This window comes from Flavobacterium profundi, assembly GCF_006491645.1.
GTDB lineage: Bacteria > Bacteroidota > Bacteroidia > Flavobacteriales > Flavobacteriaceae > Flavobacterium > Flavobacterium profundi.
The window spans coordinates 1-5,895 of the sequence record NZ_VDCZ01000023.1; the positions used below are offsets into that span (position 1 = coordinate 1).

2 tRNA genes and 3 rRNA genes are annotated in these 5,895 nt (G+C 45.1%); all 5 read right to left on the minus strand.

Annotated elements, in window-relative coordinates:
* Positions 1-20: 20 nt before the first annotated feature.
* Positions 21-130: ribosomal RNA gene (rrf, locus tag FHG05_RS18130) — 5S ribosomal RNA — on the minus strand.
* 128 nt (positions 131-258) lie between these two features.
* Positions 259-3,131, minus strand: a 23S ribosomal RNA gene (locus FHG05_RS18135).
* A gap of 117 nt (positions 3,132-3,248) precedes the next feature.
* A tRNA-Ala gene (locus FHG05_RS18140) sits at positions 3,249-3,322 on the minus strand.
* 81 nt (positions 3,323-3,403) lie between these two features.
* Positions 3,404-3,477, minus strand: a tRNA-Ile gene (locus FHG05_RS18145).
* Positions 3,478-3,557: 80 nt separating this feature from the next.
* Positions 3,558-5,075: ribosomal RNA gene (locus FHG05_RS18150) — 16S ribosomal RNA — on the minus strand.
* Together the 16S, 23S and 5S rRNA genes with 2 tRNA genes alongside form the textbook arrangement of a ribosomal RNA operon.
* Positions 5,076-5,895: the final 820 nt, after the last annotated feature.

Consider the following 5,895-nt stretch of genomic DNA (forward strand, 5'->3'; position numbering starts at 1 on the left):
TTAGATAAGGGTTTTCAAAAGAAAGGCGACGACATACTCTCCCACAAGATTGCAGTACCATCTGCGCAGTCGGGCTTAACTTCTCTGTTCGGAAAGGGAAGAGGTGAGCCCCGACGCAATAATCACCTTAAGTTTTTAGTTTTTTAAGTAATACACCTAAAAACTGCAACTAGGTTGCTAATATTTTAACATATTGAGACAAGAAAATATTTTTTTTTAGAAATTCACTCCCGATAGTCCGAAGACTATCGGGATCATGTACATAAGCTTACGGGTTATTAGTACTACTCGACTATGACATTACTGCCTTTACATCTATAGCCTATCAACGTGGTCATCTTCCACGACCCTTAAAAGAAATCTCATCTTGTGGTGGGTTTCGCGCTTATATGCTTTCAGCGCTTATCCCTTCCAAACGTAGCTACTCTGCAGTGCTCCTGGCGGAACAACAGATACACCAGAGGTTTGTCCAATTCGGTCCTCTCGTACTAGAATCAGATCCACTCAAATTTCTAACGCCCACAGTAGATAGAGACCGAACTGTCTCACGACGTTCTGAACCCAGCTCGCGTGCCACTTTAATGGGCGAACAGCCCAACCCTTGGGACCTTCTCCAGCCCCAGGATGTGACGAGCCGACATCGAGGTGCCAAACCCCCCCGTCGATATGAGCTCTTGGGGGAGATCAGCCTGTTATCCCCGGCGTACCTTTTATCCTTTGAGCGATGGCCCTTCCATGCGGAACCACCGGATCACTATGCTCTACTTTCGTACCTGATCGACCTGTATGTCTCTCAGTCAAGCTCCCTTATACCATTGCACTCTACGCACGGTTACCAAGCGTGCTGAGGGAACCTTTAGAAGCCTCCGTTACTCTTTTGGAGGCGACCACCCCAGTCAAACTACCCACCAAACAATGTCCCCCACTTTTGCGGGGTTAGGCCTCAGACAAGCAAAGGGTGGTATTTCAACAATGACTCCACAACGCCTAGCGACGCCACTTCATAGTCTCCCACCTATCCTACACATCACGTGTCCAAGGTCAATATTAAGCTATAGTAAAGGTGCACAGGGTCTTTTCGTCCCACTGCGGGTAATCGGCATCTTCACCGATACTACAATTTCACCGAGCTCATGGCTGAGACAGTGTCCAGATCGTTACACCATTCGTGCAGGTCGGAACTTACCCGACAAGGAATTTCGCTACCTTAGGACCGTTATAGTTACGGCCGCCGTTTACTGGGGCTTCAATTCAATGCTTCTCCGAAGATAACATCTCCTCTTAACCTTCCAGCACCGGGCAGGTGTCAGGCCCTATACATCATCTTACGATTTAGCAGAGCCCTGTGTTTTTGATAAACAGTCGCCTGGACCTTTTCACTGCGGCCAGCATTGCTGCTGGCGACCTTTCTCCCGAAGTTACAGGTCTATTTTGCCTAATTCCTTAGCCATGAATCTCTCGAGCACCTTAGGATTCTCTCCTCAACTACCTGTGTCGGTTTACGGTACGGGTACTTATAATCTAAGTTTAGAAACTTTTCTTGGAAGCCCTTAGGCACACTATCCCTTTGTCCGAAGACTCCGAGTACTATCGTATTTCACCATTCTCTACGGATTTGCCTATAGAGAATATAGCTAGGTACTTTAACGAACTATTCCGTCAGTTCGCGGTGCTTTCATCACTCCGTCATTCCATCACAATTATAAGTAGTACGGGAATATTAACCCGTTGGCCATCGACTATTCCTTTCGGATTCGCCTTAGGACCCGACTAACCCTCAGCTGATTAGCATAGCTGAGGAAACCTTAGTTTTTCGGTGTGCGGGTTTCTCGCCCGCATTATCGTTACTTATGCCTACATTTTCTTTTCTAAACAGTCCAGCAATACTCACATATCACCTTCAACCCAGTTTAGAATGCTCCCCTACCACAGTTATACTGTCCATAGCTTCGGTAGTATGCTTATGCCCGATTATTATCCATGCTCGTCCGCTCGACTAGTGAGCTGTTACGCACTCTTTAAATGAATGGCTGCTTCCAAGCCAACATCCTAGCTGTCTATGCAGACAAACCGCGTTTTTTCAACTTAGCATACATTTGGGGACCTTAGCTGATGGTCTGGGTTCTTTCCCTCTCGGACATGGACCTTAGCACCCATGCCCTCACTGCTGAGCATCATTATATAGCATTCGGAGTTTGTCAGGAATTGGTAGGTGGTGAAACCCCCGCATCCAATCAGTAGCTCTACCTCTATATAACTAATTCAGCGCTGCACCTAAATGCATTTCGGGGAGTACGAGCTATTTCCGAGTTTGATTGGCCTTTCACCCCTACCCACAGGTCATCCGAAGACTTTTCAACGTCAACCGGTTCGGACCTCCACTATGTGTTACCACAGCTTCATCCTGCCCATGGGTAGATCACACGGTTTCGCGTCTACCATTACTGACTCAGGCGCCCTATTCAGACTCGCTTTCGCTACGGATCCATACCTGAAGTACTTATCCTTGCCAGCAACGGTAACTCGTAGGCTCATTATGCAAAAGGCACGCCGTCACCCCACGAAAGGGCTCCGACCGCTTGTAAGCGTATGGTTTCAGGATCTATTTCACTCCGTTATTCACGGTTCTTTTCACCTTTCCCTCACGGTACTGGTTCACTATCGGTCTCTCAGGAGTATTTAGCCTTAGCGGATGGTCCCGCCAGATTCACACAGGGTTTCACGTGCCCCGCGCTACTCAGGATACTGCTATCTATATCTTCTCTTACTTATACGGGACTATCACCCTCTTTGGTTAACCTTTCCAGGTTATTCTAATTCAATCCGCATAGAATGTCGCAGTCCTACAACCCCAAAATTGCCGTAACAACTCTGGTTTGGGCTAATCCGCGTTCGCTCGCCACTACTTACGGAATCACTTTTGTTTTCTTCTCCTCCGCCTACTTAGATGTTTCAGTTCAGCGGGTTTGCCTCCTATCGGATACTATGTCTTCAACATAGTGGGTTGCCCCATTCGGATATCTACGGATCAATTCGTGTGTGCCAATCCCCGTAGCTTTTCGCAGCTTATCACGTCCTTCTTCGCCTCTGAGAGCCTAGGCATTCCCCATACGCCCTTATTTTGCTTATTGTACTTACATTTTAAAGCATTACTATAAAGTAACACCCCAAAAAATTTGTGCTTTCTATTATATTTTTAATTTTCTTTTCTCAATATGTCAATGAACTTTTATCACTCTCGTGATTCGTGGAGAATATCGGAGTCGAACCGATGACCTCCTGCGTGCAAGGCAGGCGCTCTAGCCAGCTGAGCTAATCCCCCAATTTAAATTCAGAATTATGAATTCAGAATTATGAATTGTGAATCCCAACCTCTAGAATTTCCTCTAAATCTTTAAAATAGTAGTCCCGGGCAGACTCGAACTGCCGACCCCTACATTATCAGTGTAGTACTCTAACCAGCTGAGCTACGAGACTCTGTATCTTTAGATTCTTGTAAATCTTGAACTAACAGCGAGAGTAAAACTCACAAATTAAACGCATTATCTTTTCTCTAGAAAGGAGGTGTTCCAGCCGCACCTTCCGGTACGGCTACCTTGTTACGACTTAGCCCTAGTTACTAGTTTTACCCTAGGCAGCTCCTTGCGGTCACCGACTTCAGGCACCCCCAGCTTCCATGGCTTGACGGGCGGTGTGTACAAGGCCCGGGAACGTATTCACCGGATCATGGCTGATATCCGATTACTAGCGATTCCAGCTTCACGGAGTCGAGTTGCAGACTCCGATCCGAACTGAGACCGGTTTTAAAGATTCGCATCCTATCACTAGGTAGCTGCCCTCTGTACCGGCCATTGTAGCACGTGTGTGGCCCAGGACGTAAGGGCCGTGATGATTTGACGTCATCCCCACCTTCCTCACGGTTTGCACCGGCAGTCTCGTTAGAGTTCCCGACTTCACTCGCTGGCAACTAACGACAGGGGTTGCGCTCGTTATAGGACTTAACCTGACACCTCACGGCACGAGCTGACGACAACCATGCAGCACCTTGAAAGACGTCCGAAGAAATACCTGTTTCCAAGTACGTCGTCTCCCATTTAAGCCCTGGTAAGGTTCCTCGCGTATCATCGAATTAAACCACATGCTCCACCGCTTGTGCGGGCCCCCGTCAATTCCTTTGAGTTTCACACTTGCGTGCGTACTCCCCAGGTGGGATACTTATCACTTTCGCTTAGCCACTCAATCCGAAAACCGAACAGCTAGTATCCATCGTTTACAGCGTGGACTACCAGGGTATCTAATCCTGTTCGCTACCCACGCTTTCGTCCATCAGCGTCAATCGTTTGTTAGTAACCTGCCTTCGCAATTGGTATTCCATGTAATATCTAAGCATTTCACCGCTACACTACATATTCTAGTTACTTCACAAAAATTCAAGCCCTACAGTATCAATGGCAGTTTCCTAGTTGAGCTAGGAGATTTCACCACTGACTTATAAGGCCGCCTACGGACCCTTTAAACCCAATGATTCCGGATAACGCTTGGATCCTCCGTATTACCGCGGCTGCTGGCACGGAGTTAGCCGATCCTTATTCCTACAGTACCGTCAAGCTCCCTCACGAGGGAGTGTTTCTTCCTGTATAAAAGCAGTTTACAACCCATAGGGCCGTCTTCCTGCACGCGGCATGGCTGGATCAGGCTTGCGCCCATTGTCCAATATTCCTCACTGCTGCCTCCCGTAGGAGTCTGGTCCGTGTCTCAGTACCAGTGTGGGGGATCTCCCTCTCAGGACCCCTACCCATCATCGTCTTGGTAAGCCGTTACCTTACCAACTAACTAATGGGACGCATGCTCATCTTGTACCGTTGGAACTTTAATAATCACCCGATGCCAGGCAAAGATACTATGAGGTATTAATCCAAATTTCTCTGGGCTATCCCTCTGTACAAGGTAGATTGCATACGCGTTACGCACCCGTGCGCCGGTCTCAAGGAAGCAAGCTTCCTCTACCCCTCGACTTGCATGTGTTAGGCCTGCCGCTAGCGTTCATCCTGAGCCAGGATCAAACTCTTCATCGTATGTTTTTAATATTGTACGATAATGCTAACTTTAATTCTTTTTTTGCGTCTTACTCTCTTAAATTTTACAATCTAAATCTTAAAGATTTAAATCGTGCTGTCAATCCAATATGTCTATGAACGTGTCTTCTTTTCTTTCGCTTGTTTCTCAAAGCGGGTGCAAAAGTACAACTTATTTTTTATCTGGCAAGTTTTTTTGAAAATTTTTTTAATTTTTTTTCTCCAATCCCTAACCTCAATATTTTTTCTGAACGTTGCCCGTTTTGCGGGTCGCAAAGGTAAATCCTTTATTTGATTCTGGCAAACTTTTTTGAGAAAAATTTTCTCTTTTTTTTACCTCTTTTAATCTCTCAATTAAAAAACAATCTCCTTATGAACTTCCCTGTTAATGCGGGTGCAAAAGTAATTCTTTTTTTGAAACTAACAAGCTTTTTTGAAAAAATATTTCTCTTTTTTTCACTTGCCATAACTTCCGTTATCCGTTTCAAAATTTCTCAAAGAACATTGCTCTATTGCGGGTGCAAAAGTAGTATCTTTTTATTACAATCCTAACCTTTTCTTAACTATTTTTTTATCTTTTTTTCTTCGCATTGATTACAAGACACTTACAAAATAAAAAAAATGTAACTTTTCTATATCAAAGAAAAAAATACAGCCTCTTTTAGTAAATTCCAAAACTCAATAGTATTATACTATATATATAAGGTAAAAAAAAACAAAACAGCTTATAAAGTACAAAACCACTCTAATAGCCCCGATTGTAGTGGCATCCTTTTTATTTTTATACCAAAAAATAAAAAGATAAAACGAAAAGCGGGAA